We start from the raw sequence: 21,885 nt of genomic DNA, 5'->3' as shown, positions 1-21,885 counted from the left end.
GCGTCATCGCCTGCGCTCCACCACTTCGGCGACCTGCTGCGCGCGGTTCCGCAATAGCTTCTCCAGGAAATGAATATCGATCCCGCCCCGCACGAAGTCGGCATTCTCAAGCACCACCTGGTGCAGCTCGCTATTGGTGCTGACGCCATCGACCCGGAGCCGGCCGAGCGCGGCCTTGAGGCGTTCGATGCATTGAGCCCTGTCGTCGGCACGAACGATCAGCTTACCAATCAGGGAGTCGTAATAGCTTGGCACGATCGCGCCGGCGCGCATGTGGCTGTCCATGCGGATGCCTTCGCCCGAGGGCACATCCCAGCCCGTGACCGTGCCTGCGGATGGAACGGACTCGAACGGCTGCTCGGCGTTGATGCGGCATTCGATCGCGTGGCCCGCGAAACTGACGTCCTTCTGTCGGATGCCGAGCGTCAGGCCTCCCGCGACCTTGATCTGCTCGCAGACGATATCCACCCCGGTGATCTCTTCGGTCACGGGATGCTCGACCTGGACGCGGGTGTTCATCTCGATGAAGGCGAAGGCGCCGTCCTGATAGAGAAACTCGAAGGTCCCGACACCGCGGTAGCCGAGCTCGCGGCAAACGTCGGCGCACCGCTCTCCCAACTCCGCGATGAGCGCGCGATCAATGCCGACGGCAGGCGCCTCTTCGATGACCTTTTGATGCCGCCGCTGCACGGAGCAGTCGCGCTCGCCAAGCCAGATGCAGTTGCCGAACTCGTCGCAGAGCACCTGGATCTCGATGTGCCGCGGGTGTTCCAGGAATTTTTCGATGTAGAGATTTCCGTCACCGAAGGCTTTTGCGGCAACGACCCGCGTGCTGGTGATCGCGGGCGCCAGTTCAGACTTGCTCCTCACGATGCTGATGCCGCGGCCGCCGCCACCGCCCGCGGCCTTCACGATCACGGGGTAGCCGATCTTGTCGGCGATGGCTTCGCAGGCCGCCATGTCCGCAGGCAAAGCGCCGACGCTGCCGGGAACGCATGGGATTCCGGCGCGCAGCATGGCCTCTTTTGCAGCGATCTTGTCTCCCATCAGCCTGATCGATCGCGAGCTGGGGCCGATCAAGGTCAACCCCGCGGCTTCGACCGCTTCCGCGAAGCCGCCGTTCTCCGACAGGAAGCCGTAGCCGGGGTGGATGGCTTCCGCGCCGGTCGCCTCCGCCGCGAGCAGAATGGCGCCGATGTCCAGATAACTCGCGGCAGCGGGAGCAGGACCGATGCAGACCGCACGGTCGGCGAGCTCCAGATAGCTCGCGCCACGGTCCGCCTCCGAATGGATGGCGACCGTTCTCAAGCCCAACCGCTTGCACGCGCGGATGATGCGCAGCGCGATCTCTCCGCGGTTGGCTATGAGAACGGTCTGGAACCGCATTGCGACGAGCTCCGCTGTCAGTTCGCCAATTCCGTCAAGGGGACGATCTTGCCGCCCCCCTTCTCGACAGTTGCGCGAACTGTCCTGGCAATCTCGAGCGCGCCGGCCGTGTCACTGTGAACGAGCACGCAGGCTGCTTCCATCTTGATGCGCTTGCCCGACATCGCGGTGATCGTGCTGTCGTTCATGAACTGGTCTATGCGCTGCCCGACCGCCGAAAGATCATTGATCAGCGCACCTGGCAGCTTGCGGCTGACGAGGTGACCCTCATCATCGTAGGCCCGGTCGGCGAAAATCTTGCCCACGGTCCTGAGACCGATCTTGCGGGCATATTTCATCGAGCTGCTGTTGGGTTGAAGGGCAACAATCAGGTTCTTGTCGAAGGCGGCAAAGACGTCGAGCATCATCTGGCCGTATTCCGGGTTGCGCTTGGACATGTCGCCGAGCGCGCCGTGAGAGCCGGCATGCGTCACCTCGTAGCCGCCGACCTTTGCGATCGCCACGAGCGCACCAAGCTGATACAGCGCGTGTTTCTGCCAGTCCTTTGGATTCATATCCATTGCGACACGGCCGAAACCGAGCAAGTCGGGCAATCCGGTGTGCGCGCCGAGAGCGACCTTGTTCTCCTTGGCCGCTTCCGTCATCCGCGTCATGATGACGGCATCGCCGGCGTGAAATCCGCAAGCGACATTGGCCGACGAGATCACCTTCATCAGGGCCTCGTCGTCTCCGCTCTTCCAGCGGCCAAAACCCTCGCCCAGGTCGGAATTGAGATCGATCTTCATGATGTTTCACTCCATGGCATCAGACGGCGTTGCCGCGCTTCAGAAGGAACAACGGGCGCGCGTGATCCACCACGTCACCCGGACTGGCCAGCCGCTTCACGATCGCGCCTGCGAATGGCGCGACGACTGGCCGGTAAATCCTGCCGCTCTGAATCAGAGCGACACATTCGCCTTCCCGCTTGGTCTCTCCGACTGCCGCGAGATCTCTCGACATCGCCGGATGTCTCGCAACAAACGTGCCAACTCCCGGCGACACGATCTCGACCAGGTCGGATTCAGCAATTGCAGGGGGCGTCAGTGCGTCACAAGCACCTGCACTGGCGATCGGTTCGAAGGTCCACTTGATGCTCTCGTCAGGGCTCGATAACTCGAACGCGCCGATCCCGTGCCTGCGCAACAGATCGACAATTGCCGTGATCCTGTGCAGCTTCTCGCTCATCGCCCCACCTGCATCCGGCAGTGGCTGCTGAAGCGAGCGAGCTCATTCAGGTACTGCGACACCTGTTGGCGCGCGCGGCTGGCGTCGTCGAGCGACACGACCGAGAAGCGCAGCGTGCGGCCCGGCGTCGACTGCGCCAGACGCCACAAATCCGACTGGAGGATATAAGCGATCTTGGGATATCCGCCCGCAGAGTTTCCATCGGCCAATTGCACGATGGGTTGCCCCGACGGTGGCACCTGAACCACACCCTGAACGATCGCCTGCGAGCGCATCTCGGTCGGGTCTGGTCGTCTCAGAGTGGGGCCCGCGAGCCGGTACCCCATGCGATTGCTCTGCGCCGTGATCGTCCAGGACGCCGTCTTGAATGCCTTGAGCGAAGCGTCATCGAACTGTGGCGCTTCGGATGCGAGGATCACGCGCAGGACGACCTCGTTCTCACCGGCCCAATCGTGCAGATTGGGCGTGAGCGCGGATTCCGGCGGCTCGATGCCGAAGCCGAAGGAGTCACGAAAGCGAAACGCCGCGTGCGGACCCGCTGAAAGAACATCGCCCGCGCTCAAATACCTCCCCGACAGCCCACCAAAAGCATCCCGCATCTGCGTGCTGCGCGAGCCGAGCACCTCCGGCACATCGATGCCTCCGGCGACGCAGAGATAGGTGCGGGCCCCGCGCATGGGCGCGGAGAGTTTCAAGGTCTGCCCCTCCCTCACCGGCAGCACCCACCAGGGCGGGATGGCCTTGTCATCAAGCGTCGCAGCGCAATCAGCGCCTGTCAGCGCAATGGCGGCGTCGCGCTGAAAGCAGATGGTCGCGGGGAACAACTGGAACTCCACGCCCGCCGCGTTCTGCGCATTTCCAAGGGCACGGTTTCCAGCCGCCAGCGCCAGACCATCCATCGCACCGGCGGTGCCGATGCCATAACGCCGGTATCCGAACCGGCCGAGGTCCTGGACCGTGTTGAGCGGAGATGTCTGACGGATCTCGATCATCGTTCGATCCGCTCCACGCGAAAGCGAATGCGATCGCCCAGCGACACGATGCTCATCGGATCGCGCGCGACATCGAACGGCATCGGCGCATCGGGCGCCCGGCCGATGACGTGCCATCCGGTCGGCGAGACGTCCGCACCACTCGGCTTCCTCGGCACACCCAGCATCGCTTGCGCCCCGGCCATCGACACCACACCGCCGACTTTTCTCATCACCGGAACGTTCCGGCGCGGAATGAAGAGACGACGATTGAGCCCGAACAGATATCCGAAACCAGGACCGGTGCCCGGCGCGAAGATCGTGTACTCCGCGTCCGAATGAAGCTTGACGACGTCCTCAATAGCGAGGCCGTGGTAGCGGGCGACGTCAGGCAGATCGAGCCCGCCCTCCCCGCCATAGACGACGCCGATCTCCAGCAACTGCCCTCGGCGTGTCGCACTCCGGCACTCCTTCCAGGCGCGAAGCAGCTTGTCCGCGCTTTCGACCAGGTCGCTTTCATCGGGATCGAGCAGCACCAGCAGGCTGTTCATGCCCGGCTGCGTATCCAGCACGCCCGGCCATTCGAGAACGCGGTCGTTGAGGGCCCAGATCCGTTCCTGCGTCGGCAGCGCCAGATCGCCTTCGGCTTCGAGCAGCAATCCCTGGTCGCCGCAATGCGTGACCCGAGGCTCGGCAAGAATGGCGATCCGGCCGCTCAAGCGGGCTCTCCTGTTGTCCCGATGGGCGCAACGCTCATGAGCGGCTGCCCGACTGAAACGTCCGCCGCGTTTTCGGCGTCAATCCGAATAATCGTCCCATCGATCGGCGAGACGACAGGTATGAACACCTTCATCGCTTCGAGAATGCCGATCTGCTGGTCCTTTGCGACGCTTGAGCCGACTTCGACAAACGGCTTCTCGCCCGGCGCCGACGCACGGTGAAATACGCCATGCATGAACGCCGATACGAGCTCTTCGGTCCTTGTCGGCGCGGGCCGTGGGATGACTGATGTGCTCGATGGCACTGATCCGGGCGCATTTGCCGCGGGCGAGACGATCCCGGGCCCTGCAGCAGCACCTCGGCGAAGCTTCACGCTGACGTCGCCGTCCCTGAACTCGAACTCCGTGGCACCCGACCTGTTGAAGAGATCGATGACGCCTTCGATGAAGCTGATCGATGGAACGGTCATGGCGTGGCCTCTGCTACCTCAGCGCCGAAATCGCCGACGTGATACGGCGGCAGGCCTCTTCCAGCCGCTCGAGCGACGTCGCGATGGATATCCGGAAGTGAGGCGAGAGGCCATAGGCTCCGCCATTGACGACCATGACTTTCGCGTACTCGACCAGGAACTCGGCGACATCCGTGTCGGCGGCAAGCACCTTGCCGTCCGGTGTGCGGCGCCCCAGCAAATCCGCACAGCCGACGAACAGGTAGAAGGCGCCTTGGGGACGGCTGCATGAAAGACCGGGTACCCAGTTCAGCTTCGCGATGACGCGATCGCGACGCGCCTGAAACGCCGCCGACCGCTCCAGGAGAAATTCCTGTGGCCCAGTCAGGGCCGCCACTGCGGCGGCTTGGCTGATCGAGGAGCTGCTGCCCAGGGACTGCGACTGAACACGCCTCATCGACTCGATCAGCTCGGCCGGTCCACCGGCGAACCCGGTTCTCCAGCCCGTCATGGCGTAGGCCTTGGACACGCCGTTGATCGTCAGCGTCCTGTTCTTGAGATCTGGCGCAACGGCCGCGAAGCTGTGGAACTTGAGCCCGTCGAAGATGATGTGCTCATAGATCTCGTCGGTCATGACGTGAAGGCGCGGATGCCGCCTGACCACCTCGGCCAGAGCTTCGAGCTCCTCCCGGCTGTAGATCGCGCCGGTCGGGTTGTTCGGCGTATTGAGGAGAAGCCACTTCGTTCGCGGCGTGATCGCCTTCTCGAGGCTTTCGGCGTCGAGCTTGTAGCCATTGTTGTGCGAGCAGCTGACGACGACCGGCGTGCCGCCGACCAGCACGGTCATGTCGGTATAAGACACCCAGTGAGGCGCCGGCACGATCACTTCGTCGCCGGCATCGAGACTCGCCATCAAGGCGAGGAACACGACGTTCTTCGCGCCCGAGCTCGCAAGGATTTCGTTGGGGGCATATTGGATATTGTTGTCGCGCTCGAACTTCGTCGCGATCGCGCGCTTGAGCTGGACGGTTCCGTCGGACGAGGTGTATCGCGTCTGGCCACCGCGCATTGCTGCGATCGCGGCTTCGATGACATGATCAGGCGTATCGAAATCGGGCTCGCCAGTCGCGAGCGAGATCAGGTCCACGCCTGCCGAGATAAGCTCGCGCGCCTTTCGTGATGCAGCTTCAGAGGCGGATGCTTTGACGCGAGACAGGCGGGCGGCAGTGAGTTGCATAAGACAGCTCCGGAATTCGTCGCCTTTCGAAGGCGCCGATAAGATCTCCCCCGTGCCGTTCCTCACCTCTGACGTCGCGGCCACTTCGTTGTGGCTCGCTATGACGAAATGATGCATCGTTCACGCGCCGGATCGCCAATTTATTCATTCCGTCATGCGATAAGTTCCTGCTAACACCCTGCCCCGATGCGACACATCCGCCTAAAAGAGGATCATCCCCTGCCTAATCTTAGGCACGTGCGCCTATTGACGCTCGTTTCGGAAGGGTTGAGCCTGCGCAAGGCCGCACAGCGTCTGCGACTGAGCCAACCTGCTGTGACGCTTGGACTTCGTGCGCTCGAAGAACACTATGGCGTGCACCTGTTCGAGCGACGCGCCACAGGATTGGTCGAGACGGAGTTTGGCGCTGCTCTGGTCAGACGCGCAGGGCGATGCATCTTTTACCTCACGCGCGCGCTGTCAAAATTCTGCCCGGACCCGGATCGGCCGTCGGTCGCACGCCTCGAACGCTTGCTCAATCTGTTGACGGTGTCACAGGTCCGCGCGCTGACCGCGATGGACGAGTCCGGCGGCTTCCGCAACGCCGCCGAGCACATCGGCTTGAGCGTGCCGTCCGTCCATCGCGCGATCGGCGGCCTTGAAGCTGCCGTCGGCGCCAAGCTGGTGCATCGGCAGAAATACGGCGGCTCACTCAATGATCTCGGCCACGAGATCGCAATCCTGTTCAGCCTGGCGCTGAGAGAGCTTCGCTTCGCCAATGCCGACATGAGTGCCCTCAATGGCCAGCTGCAAGGCACGATTGCGGTTGGTTGCGTTCGTGTCTCGGCATCCGTGCTGCTGCCGGCAACCATCCAGAAATGCGTTCACGCATTTCCCGGCATAAGCTTCGTGGTCGAGCAGGATCATTACGAAGACATGCTCGAGCATTTACGCGCCGGGCGGCTGGATTACCTCTGCACCACGGTGCGACCAGACATCCCGCGCGAGTTCAGGTCCGAAAAGCTGTTCGCGAGCGAGTTGTGCGTCGTCTGCGGACCGGATCATCCATTGGCCCGCGAAACCAACCTCGACGGTAAGACGCTTGCATCATATCCTTGGATCGGAGCCCAACCCGGCACCGGCGCTGCAGCGCGGATGGCGACGATGTTCGAGCTGGAAGGCATGGCTGCGCCGACCGCGGCCGTGACGACGCTGGAATTCTCGCTGGTCCGCTCACTGTTGTTTCAGACGAATTTCCTGGCGCTCACCACCCGCAGTACCCATGGGATCGACGACGCCCTGACGGGCCTCTGTATCCTCCCGAAGGCGGTGCCGAACTCACATCGCGACGTCTGGCTCCTGTCGCGGCGAGATCTGGAGCCAACGGCCATCCAGACGGAGTTCGTGCGGATCCTGCGCGCAACAGTCCACGAGACTCAATTGCAGCCGGCCATCGCCGCTGGCTGAACCATTTTCGCGTCCCGCAATCAACCTTGCCGGATGTACAAAAAAGCCCCGGCGGTTTCCCGCCGGGGCTCTCTGTTAGGTCGTTAGACCGATCTTACCAGTTGCGCTGAGCGCGGAGGATCAGGGCGAGCGAGTCCTGGTCCTTCAGCTCGTAGGTCGCGGTCGGCTTGGCGGTCGTGACGGCCGGGCTGATGCCAACCGTGCCAGCATACTTCTGGTCGAGATGGGTCCAGGAGAGGTCGGCCGAGAACGTCAAGTTCTTGACCGGGGTCCAGCGGGTGACGATACCCGCCTGGCCGATAGCGAAGTCCGGGTTACAGCTGGTCACACCCGCCAGGCCACCGAACACGCCGCCAGCACCGCCAGCGCCGCAGAGGGTGGTCTTGGCCAGCGTACCGAACTGGGCCTGAGCGTAGGCACCGTAGATCGCCGAGTTCCAGTAGGGATCCCAGTTGTGGGTGTAGGCGCCACGGAAGCCCCAGGTCTTGACGGTTTCCTGCGAGCTGCCGGTCACGAACACCGTGTCGGGAGCGTTGGCGAAGCCGAGGCTGCCGTAGGTGCCAGCAGCGCCCGAATTACCGTACAGCGCGTAGGAGCTGCCCGACAGATTCTGGAAGTTGTAGCGGGTCGCACCGTCGGTGTAGACGCCCTGGATGTTGATCGTATCACCCGCGCCGGTCGGGATGTTCTTGATCGAGAGAGCGAGCTGAACCGCCCAACCCCACTTGTCGTCGGGGTGGCCGGTGGTCTCGGTCGCACCGTAGTAGCCGACGTGGTTGTCATGCGCAGCCACCGACGCCTGGAAGAGGCCCCAGGCCTGGTCGACACGCACCGTACCGACGAGGTTCGGCGAACGCGAGCCGCCGATAGCGTTGGTGCCGTACGAGCCGCCGATCATGCCGCCCGCGGTCGCGCCGGTCATGTTGAGGTTGCCGGCCTGATAGTACTGGGTCGCATCTTCAGCCGAGAACGACGCCGTCACGCCCTGGCCGAAGTCAGCGGTGTAGGTGAACTGGACGACACCGGTGACGGTGCCGCTGCCGCCAACGAGGTTGTCGGTGATGTTGCCGGGATAGTTGGTCCAGGGCGCGTCGAACTGCGACACGGCCTTACCCATTGTGAAGCCAGCGAACTGGATGAAGGCGTAGTACACGCCGAGCGAACCGGCCGAGGTGTTGCCGTCGGTGCCGTTAACCGAGCCCGAACCGTTCGAACCGACGAGGCCGGTGCCCGCAGCGTTGAGACCGAGCGTACCGCTGTACTGGGTTCCGCCCGTTCCCGAACCGGTGGGGGTATAGTTGCCGGTCGTCCAGGAGAACACGCCGTCGAAGAAGGTGCGGACCACGCCGTACTCGGTCGCGGTGCGGGTGTCGATGTTGAGGTCTTCACGAGCGCGGAAGGTGTAGTAGTTCATCAGACGGTTGCGAGCACCGGCAGTACCGCCCTGGTTCGGGTTGAAGTCCGAATTGGTGCCCAGATTTGCGTCGGCACGCAGGTAACCACCCAGCTTGATGCAGGTGTCGGTGCCCGGGATGTAGTAGAATCCGGCGCCGTACAGCGAGCAGATCTTCACGTATTCGACCGCCTTGGCCTTCACGGGAAGATCGGCTGCGAACGCCCCGGAGACGGCCATCAGGCCGGCAGCCGAGCCGAGAAAGAGTGTCTTCGTCAACTTCATTAGTAAACCTCCAGGTCGGTTCAGGGGGCTCGCATCCTCGGTGGACGCCGCTTTACCCTCTCAATTTCCGTTCAATTCAGGTCCGCACTCGAGGTCCGGACTGAAACGACAGCGAGGTGCCCCCCCTCCGTCGTGGCTTCACATATAGTTTATAAAAACAATGGCCTCAATTTATTGATTTAGTGAATCGTAAGTTCCGGAGGCGATGTGACTTGAGAGCAACAGCTCACGGCCCGAGGGCCAAAATCAGCACGAATTCAGACGAAAAAAGCCCTCAGGGGGCATCCCGAGGGCTTCTTGGAGGTCTCACATCGCTGTCCATCGACAAGGTCAAGAGCAGCAAGATTGAGTGCGATAAGGCGTAATTTAATCAATTGTTTTTTGCAAGCAATAAATCCTCGGACGATTTCCACCGTTCGGTGTCTACCACTATCGTCGGTGCCCGATATTCGAGACGCCTCCCCAATATCCCATTAAAAGACTCGTCATAAACCAAACAGGGGGCAACATGATCGAGAAGAAACTCGACAGAGCAATTACCGACTTCATCTGGAACGTGGTCGAAATCCACTCTCAGATGGAGGACATCCACACCAGCTGGGCCGGACTGCTGGGCATTACCGAGCCACAATGGTTGATCCTGATGGCGATCACCGAACTGGACGAGGGGCGAGGCGTTGCCGGAACTGACATTGCGCACAAGTTGCGCGTTCACCCCGCCTTTGTGACCAACCAGACCAAGAACCTCGAAAAGAACGGCTTTCTATCGCGGCGACCGGGCGCTGACGACGCGCGCTTCGTCCTGATGTCGCTCACGACGAAGGCGACGGTGGAGATCGAAAAACTGTCCAAGAGAAAGCTCGCCTTGAACTCGACCATGTTCAACGATCTCGACGAGAAAACCTTGGCTGACCTCAACGCCGTCCTTGCAACGATCGCCAAGAACGCCCGATTGGCTGCACGATTATTGGCGCTAGACGTCTCGTAGCTTGAGCCGAGCCCGATTGGCCGGGCAACGCCTCTCACTCAGCTAGAGATAAGTTAGAGGATCGAGCTGACGGGCAGATCCGAGCTTGTCATCGAACCAGTCGAAAACGAAATCATCCACGGCAATAAAATTCTCGACCTCTCCCAGAGGATTCTGGATCGCGTTCGGGACGACAATCGAGCAATGAGCTCCGGATTGCCGGTAGCCGGCTTGCAGTTCGAGTGCGTCCTCCTCACGGACCATCGAGCGACTTCCGACCACCATGAGAATTGGACAAGGTATTGTGCGGGATATCCGCAAGGGGCGTATCGGGCTCCTGTCGGCCCCATGCGAGACGCCGGCTATCCAGCGAACCGACGCTTGACGTCGGTGCGACGCCCAAAGGCCCCCGTCGCACACGGCCGCGGCGATCCTGCGATCGGAAGAGGCGAGGCGAGACGCGTGGCTGGCGCCCGCCCCTTCGCCATAAACAGCGATCCGACTTGAATCGACATCCGGGCGGCCGTCCAAATAGTCCAACCAGCAACCAAGAGCATGCTCGGGCTTGGACGAGCGAAAAGCCGATGCATTGCGACCATCGATGAGCAGGAGCGACACTCTCCGGCAAAGTGCGACCGGAAACAACCGACTCAACATCGAGCTCAGAGTAACTTCCTCGTCGCCGACGCAGATGATCGCAGGGGCGGACGACTCATCGCAAGCAGCCGGCAGAAAAAGCCCCTCAAGCGGTCCTTGATCAAAACAGTCAATTTCCGCGCGCTCGATCGGCTTGGTGAAGCAATCTTCGAGCTTGCTCAGACTGAGGCCGATTTTGTCTGCGAGAACGATGCTTGCAGGATCTTCCGAGTACGACAGGCTTCTTGCGACCTCAAAGGCCGTCAGCGCGCACAGGTACGATTCGCCGACAACATGATCCGGACCAGCCCCGCCCGCGGATTCGGCGAGCAATAGGTAATCGTCCCCTACTCGCGTCCAATCTGATATCCATGATTTCCTCTGCGTCTCACGCACAAGGTCGGTGACCGATAGGCCCTCGAAGAATGCGGACGCACGCTTCCGCAGGCGCGCCAAGCTTCCACCAGCAACGTCAGAGAAGCCATGAGGCCAATATTCACAATCCATCTCCCGCCCCCTAAGCGGCGCAGTTAACGGCTACTCAGGGCTGCGGAATTCGCGTCCTCGACTGGTGTGCCCTTGGTCTGCACTCCAATCAGAGCAATTCCGATGCCAGATCCCCGTCGACTCGAGTAGGTCGTCATTTCCGCTCGCTCCATAGCTGCTACAAGTTGACGCACCCGCAAATGCCGCCACTTCGGTGGCCTTGCTCTCGGCACCGTTTGTCGCGGCCGACGAAAAAATTGAAACACGTTTGATGACAAAGGAAGGCACGACTGCAGTCTGCCGTCATAGCGGATTTTTATGACGCGAGATCGAGTGCCCTTTCTGCTGCATCTTGCGAGTTAGGGCGCCAGCTGCTTCGCCAAGAGCGATTGTTTCATGAGCGTGCTGCCCAAAGAACAAGCCCGAGCTGCGTCCAATCGACGCGCAGCGCAAATGCTGGAGAAATCTGACGGCGACCATCCCACGAACTTCTCGCGGAAGGTACTGCGAAGGAGCGGGAGCCGCATCCTGACCAGCGAGACCAAAATACGACTCTAGGGAGAAGGGTCCGCGATGCGCTCCAGTTTCTGCAAGCAACGTGTCGCGCGGACCACGGCCGGCATATCCTCGTCCGGAAAATTCGTCTTCCAATCGGTGACACCGACCTCGCCGATATAGAGGTCGCCCCTGGAATCCAGCGCGATGCCATGCGGCGCTAGAAATTTTCCGCTTGCTATCCCCGGACCGTCTTCACCGCCGAGCCGCGCGATACGCTTGCCCTTGGCGTCCACGATCGACAGCCGCGGACCGAGATTGGGCACCTTGCGGTTGACGGCCATGGCGGGACCGAGCTCACCGATGACGAAGGTGGGGCTCTTGCCGCCGCAACAACACAGCGCGCACGGCCGGTGCAGGTTGTTCCACTGCGTCTCGTATCTGCCATTGCCATCGAACACCTGCACGCGATGGTTCTCGCGGTCGGCGACGTAGACGAAGCCGTCGGCGTCGGTAGCGATGTTGTGCACGATGTTGAACTGGCCGGGATCAGTGCCAGGGCCGCCCCAACTCTTGATCAGCTTGCCGTCGGGCGTGAACTTGTGGACGCGGGCGTTGCCATAGCCGTCGGAGACGTAGATCTCGCCGTTTGGCGACAGCGCGGTGTGGGTGCAGCGGTGGAAGGGATCACCGTTCATGAACGGCGAGGGCTTCCCGGGGATGCCGATCGTCAGCAGTACTTTGCCATCGGTCGTGCATTTGCGCACGGTGTGGTCGCCATCGTCGGTGCAATAGAGATGATCGTCGGCGTCGATATGGAGGCCATGCGCGCGGGAGAACAGTCCCTCGCCCCAGCTCCGCAGGAAATTGCCCTCGCGGTCGAACACCACCATCGGATGAGCGCCGCGATTGAAGGCGTAAATGCGGTCCTTGCTGTCGACCGCGACGGAGGCGACGTCGGTGAGCTGCCAGCCGTCCGGCAGCTTCACCCAATTGTCGACGACGCGGTAGCGATGATTCCCCGAGCCGAGAATGGCTGCCACCTGATCTCCTATCGTTGCGCGGTCGCGGCGCGTGACCGCTCAGGCGAAGGTGCAGCCCTTGGACTCCAGCACCTTGCCGATGCCAGAGAGCTCGAGAATGTCGCCGCCAGCTTTGAGCGCCTTCATCACGCTGGCTTCCTTCTCCTCGCGCGCGGCCGACTTGACGCAAACGTCGGCAATGTTCTCCTTCGGCACAATCACCACGCCGTCGTCGTCGGCACTCACAATATCGCCAGGACGAACCGCAATGCCGCCGATGACGATCGGCTGATTGATGGTGCCAAGCGTCTCCTTGACGGTGCCCTTCATGCAGAGGCCGTAGGAGAAGACATTGAAGCCGGTGTCGCGCACCGCTGGGCCGTCGCGAACGCCGGCATCCGTGACCAGACCGACGATGCCCTTGGCGACGCAGGCCGTCGACAGCACCTCGCCGAACCCGCCCTGCTCGGGATGATCACCCGCACTCACAACGAGCACGTCACCCGGCTTGGCCAGCGAGATCGCGGTGATGAGCATCATGTTGTCGCCCGGATGGCAGCTGACCGTCAGCGCGGGCCCGCAGGCGCGCATGCCGGAATAGATCGGCTTGATGCGGGAGGTCAGTGCGCCCGATCGCCCCTGCGCTTCGTGCAGGGTGGACGGAGGAAACTGCTTGATACGCTCGACGAGATCTTTGGCAGGCCGATCGAATGTTCTGACAACGTGAACCATGGTCCCTCCGAGGGTCCGCAATCTAAGCTTCACCTGAGATAGTCGACCGTCTCACATCGGAGAATTTCAGATTTTAGGATTGCCGCATCGCGTTTCGTTATGGCTCGTCCTTCGGACCGTCCAGAGGCGATGTTGCGCCACCCGCAGCGATGGCAGCCGAGCCCGGGGGGCAATCGAACTGCCCCCAGTTCTTGACGATGATCTCGAGCAATATCTTGTAGACGGCGAATGCGGCATCGGACAGGGCAACGTTATCCGAAATGCATAGCGACATTTGCTGCGAGGCCGACGGCGCATTGATCCGCCGAATGCAGAGCTCATCCAGGTTCGGCAATGCCTTTGCGATGGAGATGGGCAGCACGGCCGCCCCCACGCCGGCTGCAATCGCCGAAGACAGGGTCGATTGGGAGTGGATCTCGGCGACGATGCGCGGGCGGAGTCCCACCTCGGCGCAGACCCGCTCGACCGTCTGTCGGAGGAAGGATTCCCGATATGGAAGCAGAAGGTCGAATTGAGCGACCTCCTCCGCCGAAACCTCCTCCGGAGGCATCTGCTCCGGGTACATGCTGCGGGGCGCCACAAGATAAAAATACTCGCGCATCAGCGGCTTGTAATCGAGACCCGTCACCGGACGATCGCCGTACAGGACGGCCATATCCATGCTCCCCTTCAGCATCATTTCGCTGAGCATGATCCCCGAGCTGTCGTAGATGTGTGGCACGATGCCGGGATAGCGTTCACGCACCTGCATCAGCAGCGGAGTCGCGAGCAATGCCGCCGAGCTGAGCGGCGCCAGGCCGATCGTGACGTTGCCGGTCAGCTCCGGCTTGTTGTCCAGAATGGTGCGCCGGGCTTCCTCGATCTGCCGCTGGATGGACTTGGCGTAGCGATAGAGGATCCGTCCGGCCTCGGTGGGCTTGACCCCGCGGGCGCTGCGATCGAGCAGCTTGCACTTGAAGTCCGCTTCCAGGCTCGCAATGTGCTGGCTCAAGGCCGGCTGCGCGACGTTCAGCACCTTTGCCGCGCTCGTCATGCTGCCGAGATCCACGACCTTCGTGAATGCCTCCAAACGTTTCGTATCCAATACGGCGCCTCCGGATATCCAGACAGGGAGCAATGCAGCAGCAATAGGCTGAAGCTATGGGATCAGAAGGAAATGTTCTTACCATCTGGAACCCGCAGGGCCTATAGGTAGCTCTGAACACGTCCGTCGCTCGCATCGCAGCCGACGCCATCGAGGGCTGGACGGTAGCAGAGGGAGCCCTGCGGATGGGATTTTCGGACTATCGAACGGCCCTGGTGACCGGTGCGTCCTCGGGGATCGGTGCGGCGACGGTGCGCCGCCTCAGTGCGGAAGGGCTCGAAGTCTACGCCGTGGCGCGCGACGCAGCCCGCTTGAGCGCCCTATCCGCGGAGACCGGATGCCGGCCCTGCGCCGTTGATATCAGCGACCTGGACGCGCTTGCGGCGCTGGCGAAGTCCGCCGAGTTCGACGTCCTGGTCAACAATGCCGGCCAATCCCGACGCGGGAATATCCTGGACACGACGCCGGAGGATGTCGACGCACTCATCGACGTCAATCTGCGTGCGGTGCTGCATCTGACACGGCTCGTCGTGCCGGGCATGGCGCACCGCGACCGCGGCCATATCGTCAACATCTCCTCCATCGCGGGCCACTACGCATTTGCCGGCGGAAACACCGTGTACCATGCCACCAAAGCGGGCATTCACTCGCTGTCGCAGCAATTGCGCGTTGATCTCTTCGGCACCAGGGTTCGCGTCACCGAGATATCACCGGCGCGGGTCGAGACTGAAGTCTTCGGGCGCCTTCTGGGCGACCTCGCCGAAGCCAAGCGCCGCTTCTTTGACGACTATGATGCACTCCAGCCTGAGGACATCGCCAACTCGATCACATTCGCGATCGGATCGCCGGCGCGCATGAATGTCGCGTTCATGGAGGTCTTGCCGACCCAGCAGGTTGTCGGCGGCCTCAATTTCGCACAAAAGGGCCCGCGGCCAGCAGAGTGATGCATGAACGCCCCGAACTCGACGTGCCGTCAACACAGAGCGTGACCGTGGATCTCCCTAAAATCGAACAGCTCGTGGATCTGGTTGCGAGGTCCTCCATCGCGGAACTCGAGCTTACGCAGGATGGAACACGCATCCGCATCCTCAAGCGACCGGATCAGGGAGCGCCCCAGGTCTCGGCACCTCTTGCAAGTGCAGGCAACTCGCAGGCTCCCGCCCTCGATCGCCAGGAAGGCCCTGCTCCCGACGCCCCCGCCTCGGCCATCACAAACATTGTCGTGCCCGCACCGATGCACGGCGTGTTCTACCGGGCAGCGGCGCCGGACGAGCCGCCGCTGGTCGAGGTCGGTGCACGGATCGAGGTCGGGCAGAAGATATGCATCATCGAGGCAATGAAGACCTTCATCGACGTCACAGCCGAAGCGCCGGGCGTCGTGCTTGCGATCCTCGCGGATGACGGTAACGAGATCGAAGCGGGACAAGCCCTGTTTCGGATCGGTCCTGCGGGTCCATCCTGATGTTCGACAAGGTCCTGATCGCCAACCGCGGCGAGATCGCGCTTCGTATCCAGCGCGCCTGTCGGGCCATGGGCCTCAAGACGGTCGTCATTCACTCGGAAGCGGACAACGACGCGCGCTATGTCGCGCTTGCAGACCAGGCACTCTGCATCGGGCCGGCACCGGCGAGCGGCACCTATCTCAACGCGGCGGCGATCCTGCTCGCGGCGGAGGTCAGCGGCGCCCAGGCAATTCACCCGGGCTACGGATTCCTCTCGGAGAGTGCGGAGTTCGCCGAGCGGGTCACGCGCGCCGGCCTCACCTTCATCGGCCCACCGGCGGATTGCATCCGGACCATGGGCGACAAGGTTGCAGCCAAGCGCACGATGCGAACGGCCGGCGTGCCTTGCGTGCCCGGGCCGGACAGCGCCCTGCCGGATGATCCGGCCGAAGTGCGCGCGCTCGCGCGGGACATTGGGTACCCCGTGATCATCAAGGCCGCCGGTGGCGGCGGCGGACGCGGCATGCGGATCGTGCGCAACGAAGACGCACTGGATCAGGCGCTCGCGCTGACGCGTGCGGAGGCGAGCAAGGCCTTCAAGAACGCTGCGGTCTACATCGAGAAATTCCTCGAAAAGCCCCGCCATATCGAGATTCAGGTGCTGTGCGATCAGCACGACAATCATCTCTGGCTCGGCGACCGCGACTGCTCGCTCCAACGCAGAAACCAGAAGGTCGTCGAGGAAGCTCCCGCACCCGGCATCGATCGCGCGCTGATCGAACAGGTGGGCTCAAGCTGCGTCGAAGCCTGCCGGCGGATCGGCTACCGCGGCGCAGGCACTTTCGAATTCCTCTACGAGGACGGGCAATTCTTCTTCATCGAGATGAACACGCGCGTCCAGGTCGAGCACCCCGTCACCGAGATGACGACCGGGATCGACATCGTCAAGGAGCAAATCCGGATCGCACAAGGCGAGCCGCTGCGGATCTCGCAAGCCGACATCGCGCGCGTTGGCCATGCGATCGAGTTTCGCATCAATGCCGAAGACCCCACCACCTTCGCGCCATCGCCCGGCACGGTGACGCGCTGGGACGTTCCCGGCGGGATCGGCATCCGCGTCGATTCCCACATCACCGCCGGTGCCACCGTTTCCCGTCACTATGACTCGCTGATCGGCAAGCTGATCGCCCATGGCAGCACCCGCGATGAAGCCATGGCACGCGCGCGCGTCGCCTTGTCTGAACTGCGCGCCGAAGGCATCCGAACCAATGTGCCGTTGCATCAGGCGATCCTGTCCGATCCGACGTTCTGCCGTGGCGGCTACGACATCCACCATCTCGAGCACTGGATGAGCGCGCGAGTGGCCGCGCAATGACGACGCCGGACCGACCGCGGATCAGCCTGCTCGGAACATCGGCGCTATTGTTCGAGGCCCCCGGCGCGTTCGACCTGCCGCATCAGCGGCGCATCTGGTCGCTGGCGGCCACCGCATCGGCATGGCCGGGAATCCGTGAGGCGATTCCCGGCATCACCAACCTGATGCTGACCTTCGAGACACCTCCCCGCGAGCTTAAGACCCTGATTACCGCCCTCAACGACGGCTGGGACGAGGCAGAAGGCATCGCCATCGGCGGTCGCGAGATCAAGCTGCCTGTCACCTATGGCGGCGAGATCGGATCGTCGCTCAAGTCCGTCGCCGATCATTGCGGCCTGTCAGTGGACGATGTCGTGTCGATCCATGCTGCGCCGCTCTACACGGTGTTCGCGCTGGGCAGCCATCCCGGCTATTGCTACCTCGGCGGCATGGACCCGCGGATCACCATGCCGCGGCGTCAGACGCCGCTGCAACGTTCCGCAGGTGGCTCGGTGTCCATCGGCGGATCACAGACCGGCGTCTCCGCATCACCTGGCCCCAGCGGCTGGCACGCCATCGGGCATACGGACTGGACGTTCTTCGATCCGTCCTGGCCTACACCGGCCGCGCTCGTACCCGGCGATATCATCCGCTTCGAGATCGAACGGGTGATCCGTTGATCGAGATCCTGTCAGTCACGGGTCCGGCCAGCGTCCAGGACCTGGGCCGGTTCGACCAATATCGCTTCGGGGTCGGCACATCGGGCGCGATGGACGACGTCGCCTTGCGCGCCGGCAACATCCTTCTCGGCAATGACGAGAATGCCGCCGGCATCGAAATCCCGATGCTGCCGTTCAAGCTCAGCTTCGGCCGGGACAGGGCCTTCGCGCTGACGGGCGCCGGGGTCGAGGCCGAAATCGCAGGACGCTCGATCCCGCCATGGTGGCGTTCGTACGCCCGCGCCGGAGATGTTCTAACCATCAAGGCGATGTCCCACGGCGCGCGATGCTATCTGACGGTCGGCGGCGGCATCGACGTGCCGATCGTGCTGGGATCGCGCAGCACGCAATTTCGCGGCGAATTCGGCGGTTTGCACGGACGACCGCTCCAGCCCGGCGATATCCTGCCCTGCGCCGCGTCCACCGCGACCATCGGCGAGCTCGGGATCGAGCCGGCCGATCTCACTCTGGCGCGGGCAAACGCATCCACGGACGAGACCATCGTCAGGGTCGTGATCGCGGGCGAATATGACGGATTCGACGGTCCCACGCAGGCGCTGTTCTGGCGTAGCAGCTGGAAGATCACGCCGCAAAGCAACCGCTACGGCTACCGTCTGCAAGGCCCGGCCGTGAAGCCGCGCGTGCCGATCGAGAAGCGCTCTCACGGCATCGTCCCCGGCGTCATCCAGATTCCACCCAACGGGCAACCCATCATCCAGATGCGCGACGCGCAGACGTCCGGCGGCTATCCGAAGATCGCAACCGTGATCAGGGCCGATCTCTGGCGCGTCGGGCAGGCGCGCCTCGGCGGAAAATTGCGGTTCGAGCAAACCGCTTATACCGATGCGCTTGCGGCCGAGGCCGAGATGTCCGCCTATCTCGATCGGCTGAGGACAAATGTGCGTCTTGTCGAGGAGATCAGAGCATGCCGATAGAGCTGACCGATATCGAACGCCTGGCGCAAATCCTCGAAAGGTCCGGCGTCGACGCGATCGAGATCGAGGAGTCGGGACAGTCGCTGAAGCTCGTCATGGATACAGGCGCCCGGATGGCTGCCTCTCCGATGCTGGCTGCTGCGGCCGGCCCAGCCGCAGACCACTCCGTCATTGCCAAGGCCGATGTCGCAGGACATTTCCTTGCGGCTCATCCCTGGCGGGACAAGCCGTTTGTTGCGCCCGGTCAGCGGATCGAGGCCGGCGCAATCGTCGGCCTGGTCAAGATCGGACTGCTCTATGCACCCGTCATTGCGCCGGCCGCTGGCACCGTCGATGCCGTGATCGCAGAGACGGGGGCAATGGTCGGCTACGGCACACCAATTGCGCGCATCCGCCCGCTCGGCAAGATCAGCCCGATCAGTTGAGCAATACGGTTGCGGGCGTGACTTCACCGCCGCCCTGCTCGATCACGCGGCGCACCGTGCCGGCGAGGTTGACCGATCCGGGGGTGTCGCTGTGGATCAGGATCGAGCGCGCCTCGATCTTGATCGACTTGCCTTCGATCGTCTTCACCGTTCCGCTATCAAGGAACCGCTGAACCCGCTCGGCCACGGCCTCGGGCGAGGTGATGACCGAATTGGGAAGCTTGCGGGACACCAGATGGGCATTCTCGTCGTAGGCCCGATCGGCCAGGAACAGCGTCAGGACACGCAGGCCGACCTTGCGCGCGGCCCGCACGATCTCGGCGCCGGGCTGCGAGAACACGATGAAATCGCGATTGATGGTCGCAATCGCACGCGCAACGATTTCGGCCATCTCGGGATCCGCATCCACCATGTTGCCCATCGCTGCATGGAAGCTGACATGGGTCACGCGGTGGCCTGCGTTGGCCGCGATCGCCTGTAACGCGCCGATCTGGTAGACCATGTGCTTCTCGAGCTCGGCGGCATCCATCTGGATCACGCGCCGGCCAAAACCGAGCAGATCCGGCAGGCCCGGATGGGCGCCGACCTCGACCCCCTTCTGCTTCGCCAGCCGGACCATGCGATCCATGATGATGGGATCGCCGGCGTGGAAACCACACGCGACATTGGCCGACGAGATGATGCCCATCAGCGCCTCATCGTCGCAGATGCGATAGTTGCCGAAACCTTCGCCCATGTCTGAATTGATGCCGATTTTCATGTTTGCACCCTGCTCTTGTTATTGTTGATGTCCACTCAAAGCGCTCGATAGAGATCCGCAGTCGCACGCAACTTCGCGAGGTAGCCGTTGACGGGCGCCATGGCCGCAACGGCCTCCTGGTAGCTGACCTCGCTGAAGGCGATGAACGATCCCGGCGCCGCCTGGCCGAGACGCCAGAGATCGGCCTGAATCACGGCAGCCATCTTCGGATAGCCGCCTGCCGTGTTGGCGTCGCTCATCTGGATGATCGGCTCGCCGGCCGGCGGCACCTGCACGACACCCGCCACGACGCCATGCGAACGCATCTCGACCGGCGCGTCCAATGTCAGTCTGCCTCCGGTGAGGCGGTATCCACCGCGGTCGCTGCGGGCACTGATCTTCCATGTCGTGGACCAGAACGCGGCCTGCATCGCCTCCGAAAACAGATCATATTCGCCGGCCCGCATGAGACGCACCCGCAGCACGCGGTCCTTCGATGGACCACGGCCCGCAATCGCCACATCGGGTGGTTCGACGCCGAAATCGAAGCGGCCGGCGGCCTCGCACCGTGTCTCGCCGACCGGCACGACGTCGCCTGCCTGCAAGGCGCGGCCCTCCATCCCGCCGAAGCCGGCGCGCAGATGGGTGCTGCGCGAGCCCAGCACGCGCGGCACATCGATGCCGCCTGCGAACGTCACGTAGACGCGCGTACCTCGCCTGGGCGCGCTGATTGAAAGGATATCGCCTGCCTTGGCCCGCCTACACCACCATGATGGAACAGTCGTGCCCGCCAATGTGGCATCGTGGTCGGCACCGGTTAGCGCGAATGTGGTGTCGGCCTCGAATCGCAGGCGGAAAGGAAACGTCTGGATCTCGATTCCGGCGGCATCGCGATCGTTACCAAGCAACGCGTTTCCGGCCTCGAGGGCGACGGGATCCATGGCGCCGGACGTGCTCACACCCAGGCGGCGCGCGCCGTTGCGGCCCTGATCCTGGATGGTATTGAACGCATTGCTGGTCAGTATCTCGATCACAGCTCGATCCGATCGATCCTGAACCTGACGCGGTCACCCGGCAGCATGAGAGACGGCTGGGTCCGCTCTGGATCGAACATCGCAACAGAGGCCCAGCCGATCGCATTCCATCCGTTCGGACTGGTCAAGACCGCGACGCCGGTCTGCATCCCGCCGATGGTCACTGAGCCCGCGCTCATGTTCAATGAAGGTACGGACTTTCGTGGCATGAAGATGCGCGGATCAAGGCCGTGGAGGTAACCGAACCCCGGCGAACTCGCGACCGCGCAAACCGTATATTCGCCGTCGCTGTGAATCCTGATCACCTCCCGCTCGGATAGTCCCGCGCGCGCGGCGACCGCGGGCAAGTCGAATCCTTGCTCACCGCCGTAGACGACGGGAATTTCGATGAGCTTGCCATCCGCCTGACGGCCCGGCAGACGATGCCACAGTTCGATGATCGAAGCGCTGAGCCCGCCGAGATCGTCAGGCGGTTGCTCAAATGCCAGCATCACGTTGGTGACGCCAATGACGGCCTCCTGGACATTTGGCCAGGACGAGAGTGCATCAGCCAGGGCCCAGATGCGTCCCTGCTGTACCAGGTCGAAGTCGCCGGGCGCTTCAATCAGCATCGCGAGTGTACCGATCAGGCTGACCTTCGGGCTTTTTTCGATCGCGCCGACAAAGGGAGCACTGGGATGATTAATCGACAAAAACGCCTCGCAC

General features: G+C 62.7%; 23 protein-coding genes. 8 read left to right on the top strand and 15 right to left on the bottom strand.

The annotated features are described in order from the left end of the window. Positions 1–3: 3 nt before the first annotated feature. The 7 genes from accC (UB31_RS37855) to UB31_RS37825 are packed head-to-tail and all read right to left on the bottom strand — an operon-like array spanning position 4 to position 5,986. Positions 4–1,386: an acetyl-CoA carboxylase biotin carboxylase subunit gene (accC, locus tag UB31_RS37855; protein WP_045014474.1), complete on the bottom strand. Its 1,383-nt coding sequence runs from the start codon at positions 1,384–1,386 to the stop codon at positions 4–6. 17 nt (positions 1,387–1,403) lie between these two features. Beyond that, complete coding sequence (locus UB31_RS37850) at positions 1,404–2,171, bottom strand: LamB/YcsF family protein (RefSeq protein WP_045014473.1); 768 nt, start codon at positions 2,169–2,171, stop codon at positions 1,404–1,406. Between the two features lie 19 nt (positions 2,172–2,190). Next, positions 2,191–2,610, bottom strand: coding sequence for an acetyl-CoA carboxylase biotin carboxyl carrier protein (locus UB31_RS37845; RefSeq protein WP_045014472.1), 420 nt, complete (start codon positions 2,608–2,610; stop codon positions 2,191–2,193). Then, on the bottom strand, positions 2,607–3,602 hold the full coding sequence (locus UB31_RS37840) for a 5-oxoprolinase subunit C family protein (RefSeq protein WP_045014471.1): 996 nt from the start codon (positions 3,600–3,602) through the stop codon (positions 2,607–2,609). The genes UB31_RS37845 and UB31_RS37840 overlap by 4 nt, the downstream gene beginning before the upstream one ends. Next, the gene (locus tag UB31_RS37835) at positions 3,599–4,300 is read right to left on the bottom strand and encodes a 5-oxoprolinase subunit B family protein (RefSeq protein ID WP_045014470.1); all 702 of its coding nucleotides are present in this window, start codon (positions 4,298–4,300) and stop codon (positions 3,599–3,601) included. The genes UB31_RS37840 and UB31_RS37835 overlap by 4 nt, the downstream gene beginning before the upstream one ends. Beyond that, positions 4,297–4,770: an acetyl-CoA carboxylase biotin carboxyl carrier protein gene (locus UB31_RS37830; RefSeq protein WP_050044940.1), complete on the bottom strand. Its 474-nt coding sequence runs from the start codon at positions 4,768–4,770 to the stop codon at positions 4,297–4,299. Before UB31_RS37830 ends, UB31_RS37835 begins: the two co-directional genes overlap by 4 nt. A gap of 13 nt (positions 4,771–4,783) precedes the next feature. Next, positions 4,784–5,986 carry an aminotransferase class I/II-fold pyridoxal phosphate-dependent enzyme gene (locus UB31_RS37825; RefSeq protein WP_045014469.1) on the bottom strand — a complete coding sequence of 401 codons (1,203 nt, stop codon included), beginning with the start codon at positions 5,984–5,986 and terminating at the stop codon, positions 4,784–4,786. Between the two features lie 186 nt (positions 5,987–6,172). On the opposite strand from UB31_RS37825, the gene UB31_RS37820 reads away from it, so the two are divergent. Continuing rightward, complete coding sequence (locus UB31_RS37820; protein WP_082078786.1) at positions 6,173–7,432, top strand: LysR family transcriptional regulator; 1,260 nt, start codon at positions 6,173–6,175, stop codon at positions 7,430–7,432. A 94-nt stretch (positions 7,433–7,526) separates the two neighbouring features. Here UB31_RS37820 and UB31_RS37815 read toward each other — a convergent pair whose 3' ends face one another. Then, a complete protein-coding gene (locus UB31_RS37815; RefSeq protein ID WP_045006815.1) occupies positions 7,527–9,110 on the bottom strand; it encodes a porin in 1,584 nt (527 codons plus the stop codon). Between the two features lie 508 nt (positions 9,111–9,618). On the opposite strand from UB31_RS37815, the gene UB31_RS37810 reads away from it, so the two are divergent. Further along, a complete protein-coding gene (locus UB31_RS37810) occupies positions 9,619–10,098 on the top strand; it encodes a MarR family winged helix-turn-helix transcriptional regulator (protein ID WP_045006816.1) in 480 nt (159 codons plus the stop codon). Positions 10,099–10,140: 42 nt separating this feature from the next. Here the strand turns inward: UB31_RS37810 and UB31_RS37805 are convergent, their stop codons facing one another. The 4 genes from UB31_RS37805 to UB31_RS37790 form a co-directional block, all read right to left on the bottom strand. Continuing rightward, positions 10,141–11,046 carry an alpha/beta hydrolase family protein gene (locus UB31_RS37805; protein WP_349509940.1) on the bottom strand — a complete coding sequence of 302 codons (906 nt, stop codon included), beginning with the start codon at positions 11,044–11,046 and terminating at the stop codon, positions 10,141–10,143. 707 nt (positions 11,047–11,753) lie between these two features. Next, the gene (locus UB31_RS37800) at positions 11,754–12,737 is read right to left on the bottom strand and encodes a peptidyl-alpha-hydroxyglycine alpha-amidating lyase family protein (RefSeq protein ID WP_045014468.1); all 984 of its coding nucleotides are present in this window, start codon (positions 12,735–12,737) and stop codon (positions 11,754–11,756) included. Positions 12,738–12,776: 39 nt separating this feature from the next. Beyond that, a complete protein-coding gene (locus UB31_RS37795; protein WP_045006819.1) occupies positions 12,777–13,448 on the bottom strand; it encodes a 4-carboxy-4-hydroxy-2-oxoadipate aldolase/oxaloacetate decarboxylase in 672 nt (223 codons plus the stop codon). 97 nt (positions 13,449–13,545) lie between these two features. Beyond that, a complete protein-coding gene (locus UB31_RS37790) occupies positions 13,546–14,532 on the bottom strand; it encodes a LysR substrate-binding domain-containing protein (RefSeq protein ID WP_197090911.1) in 987 nt (328 codons plus the stop codon). Positions 14,533–14,717: 185 nt separating this feature from the next. On the opposite strand from UB31_RS37790, the gene UB31_RS37785 reads away from it, so the two are divergent. Genes UB31_RS37785 through UB31_RS37760 form a run of 6 tightly spaced genes read left to right on the top strand, consistent with a single transcriptional unit; the run spans position 14,718 to position 19,407 of the window. After that, entirely contained in the window at positions 14,718–15,476 is a 759-nt protein-coding gene (locus UB31_RS37785; RefSeq protein WP_045006820.1) for an SDR family oxidoreductase, read from the top strand. Positions 15,477–15,523: 47 nt separating this feature from the next. Continuing rightward, positions 15,524–15,994, top strand: coding sequence for an acetyl-CoA carboxylase biotin carboxyl carrier protein (locus UB31_RS37780; protein ID WP_045006908.1), 471 nt, complete (start codon positions 15,524–15,526; stop codon positions 15,992–15,994). After that, complete coding sequence (gene accC, locus UB31_RS37775) at positions 15,994–17,349, top strand: acetyl-CoA carboxylase biotin carboxylase subunit (protein WP_045006821.1); 1,356 nt, start codon at positions 15,994–15,996, stop codon at positions 17,347–17,349. Before UB31_RS37780 ends, accC (UB31_RS37775) begins: the two co-directional genes overlap by 1 nt. Further along, entirely contained in the window at positions 17,346–18,008 is a 663-nt protein-coding gene (pxpB, locus tag UB31_RS37770; RefSeq protein WP_045006822.1) for a 5-oxoprolinase subunit PxpB, read from the top strand. The genes accC (UB31_RS37775) and pxpB (UB31_RS37770) overlap by 4 nt, the downstream gene beginning before the upstream one ends. Continuing rightward, complete coding sequence (locus tag UB31_RS37765) at positions 18,005–18,982, top strand: 5-oxoprolinase subunit C family protein (RefSeq protein ID WP_045006823.1); 978 nt, start codon at positions 18,005–18,007, stop codon at positions 18,980–18,982. The genes pxpB (UB31_RS37770) and UB31_RS37765 overlap by 4 nt, the downstream gene beginning before the upstream one ends. Next, positions 18,973–19,407, top strand: a complete 435-nt coding sequence (locus tag UB31_RS37760) for an acetyl-CoA carboxylase biotin carboxyl carrier protein (protein ID WP_045006824.1) — start codon at positions 18,973–18,975, stop codon at positions 19,405–19,407. The genes UB31_RS37765 and UB31_RS37760 overlap by 10 nt, the downstream gene beginning before the upstream one ends. On the opposite strand, the gene UB31_RS37755 is transcribed toward UB31_RS37760, so the two are convergent. Genes UB31_RS37755 through pxpB (UB31_RS37745) form a run of 3 tightly spaced genes read right to left on the bottom strand, consistent with a single transcriptional unit; the run spans position 19,400 to position 21,872 of the window. After that, a complete protein-coding gene (locus tag UB31_RS37755) occupies positions 19,400–20,167 on the bottom strand; it encodes a LamB/YcsF family protein (protein WP_045006825.1) in 768 nt (255 codons plus the stop codon). The genes UB31_RS37760 and UB31_RS37755 overlap by 8 nt on opposite strands. Before the next feature lie 35 nt (positions 20,168–20,202). Beyond that, positions 20,203–21,180: a 5-oxoprolinase subunit C family protein gene (locus UB31_RS37750; RefSeq protein WP_045006826.1), complete on the bottom strand. Its 978-nt coding sequence runs from the start codon at positions 21,178–21,180 to the stop codon at positions 20,203–20,205. After that, positions 21,177–21,872, bottom strand: coding sequence for a 5-oxoprolinase subunit PxpB (gene pxpB / locus UB31_RS37745; RefSeq protein ID WP_045006827.1), 696 nt, complete (start codon positions 21,870–21,872; stop codon positions 21,177–21,179). The genes UB31_RS37750 and pxpB (UB31_RS37745) overlap by 4 nt, the downstream gene beginning before the upstream one ends. Between the last annotated feature and the right edge of the window lie 13 nt (positions 21,873–21,885).

This window comes from Bradyrhizobium sp. LTSP849, from assembly GCF_000938255.1.
GTDB lineage: Bacteria > Pseudomonadota > Alphaproteobacteria > Rhizobiales > Xanthobacteraceae > Bradyrhizobium.
This window is presented reverse-complemented; position numbering and strand designations above follow the sequence as displayed.

What these genes read in the sequence shown, in the direction of transcription:
- pxpB (WP_045006822.1), top strand. Translation starts at nt 17,346, where the DNA reads ATGACGACGCCGGACCGACCGCGGATCAGCCTGCTCGGAACATCGGCG.
- UB31_RS37795 (WP_045006819.1), bottom strand. Translation starts at nt 13,448, where the DNA reads ATGGTTCACGTTGTCAGAACATTCGATCGGCCTGCCAAAGATCTCGTC.
- accC (WP_045014474.1), bottom strand. Translation starts at nt 1,386, where the DNA reads ATGCGGTTCCAGACCGTTCTCATAGCCAACCGCGGAGAGATCGCGCTG.
- UB31_RS37830 (WP_050044940.1), bottom strand. Translation starts at nt 4,770, where the DNA reads ATGACCGTTCCATCGATCAGCTTCATCGAAGGCGTCATCGATCTCTTC.
- UB31_RS37825 (WP_045014469.1), bottom strand. Translation starts at nt 5,986, where the DNA reads ATGCAACTCACTGCCGCCCGCCTGTCTCGCGTCAAAGCATCCGCCTCT.
- UB31_RS37785 (WP_045006820.1), top strand. Translation starts at nt 14,718, where the DNA reads ATGGGATTTTCGGACTATCGAACGGCCCTGGTGACCGGTGCGTCCTCG.
- UB31_RS37810 (WP_045006816.1), top strand. Translation starts at nt 9,619, where the DNA reads ATGATCGAGAAGAAACTCGACAGAGCAATTACCGACTTCATCTGGAAC.
- accC (WP_045006821.1), top strand. Translation starts at nt 15,994, where the DNA reads ATGTTCGACAAGGTCCTGATCGCCAACCGCGGCGAGATCGCGCTTCGT.
- UB31_RS37815 (WP_045006815.1), bottom strand. Translation starts at nt 9,110, where the DNA reads ATGAAGTTGACGAAGACACTCTTTCTCGGCTCGGCTGCCGGCCTGATG.
- UB31_RS37840 (WP_045014471.1), bottom strand. Translation starts at nt 3,602, where the DNA reads ATGATCGAGATCCGTCAGACATCTCCGCTCAACACGGTCCAGGACCTC.
- UB31_RS37760 (WP_045006824.1), top strand. Translation starts at nt 18,973, where the DNA reads ATGCCGATAGAGCTGACCGATATCGAACGCCTGGCGCAAATCCTCGAA.
- UB31_RS37845 (WP_045014472.1), bottom strand. Translation starts at nt 2,610, where the DNA reads ATGAGCGAGAAGCTGCACAGGATCACGGCAATTGTCGATCTGTTGCGC.
- UB31_RS37820 (WP_082078786.1), top strand. Translation starts at nt 6,173, where the DNA reads ATGCGACACATCCGCCTAAAAGAGGATCATCCCCTGCCTAATCTTAGG.
- UB31_RS37850 (WP_045014473.1), bottom strand. Translation starts at nt 2,171, where the DNA reads ATGAAGATCGATCTCAATTCCGACCTGGGCGAGGGTTTTGGCCGCTGG.
- UB31_RS37755 (WP_045006825.1), bottom strand. Translation starts at nt 20,167, where the DNA reads ATGAAAATCGGCATCAATTCAGACATGGGCGAAGGTTTCGGCAACTAT.